The sequence below is a fragment of the Patescibacteria group bacterium genome, assembly GCA_026415775.1.
Lineage (GTDB): Bacteria > Patescibacteriota > Minisyncoccia > UBA6257 > JAAZHW01 > SKW32.
In genome coordinates this window covers 1-601 of record JAOAGL010000020.1, presented here as the reverse complement: position 1 = coordinate 601, position 601 = coordinate 1, and the positions used below count along the sequence as shown (strand labels likewise).

1 protein-coding gene and 1 tRNA gene are annotated in these 601 nt (G+C 20.3%); both read right to left on the bottom strand.

Annotated elements, in window-relative coordinates; all coding sequences use genetic code 11:
• A partial coding sequence (locus N2692_03165; protein MCX8016263.1) for a hypothetical protein occupies positions 1 to 422 on the bottom strand: 422 nt, incomplete at its 3' end.
• Between the two features lie 28 nt (positions 423 to 450).
• Positions 451 to 522 (bottom strand) — tRNA-Arg (locus N2692_03160).
• Positions 523 to 601 lie beyond the last annotated feature (79 nt).

Sequence of the window (601 nt, the reverse complement as noted above, 5' to 3'; positions counted from 1 at the left end):
ATTTTATTTTTTGCTAATTCAAAAACAGTTTCTGTTAATTTCTTTAGAAAATCATCTTTTAAATAAAAACTATTTCTTTTTTTTGAAATTTCTTTTTTTAAATATTTAATATCAAGAATATGAATAAATCTTCTTAATTCTTTTTGAAATAAAATAACAAAAATAATTAATAAAAAACCTAAAAGAAAATTAACAATCGATAAAACTGTATAAAACTTTAACCAAAAACTCAAAAAATAAATCAAAGAAAAAGATATTAAAAAACCTAAAACTACTCGATGAACATGTATTTTTTTAAAAAAATATAAAAAAAAGAAAATAATTAAAACAACGAAAAACAAATCTAAAAAATTGACCCAGTTAATGTTTTGTTTTAATAAAATAATGTAATTTAAAAAATCTCGAAAATTAAATTCATTCATATTAATTTATAAATATTTTTAATAAATGCGTCCCCACGAGGAATTGAACCTCGATCTCAGCCTCCGCAGGGCTGCGCTCTTTCCATTGAGCTATGGGGACTTATTTTAATTTTAAAAAATTAAAGAAATCTTTCAAATAAAATTTCAAATAAACCAGGTTCGTAATTAAATTCTTTTAA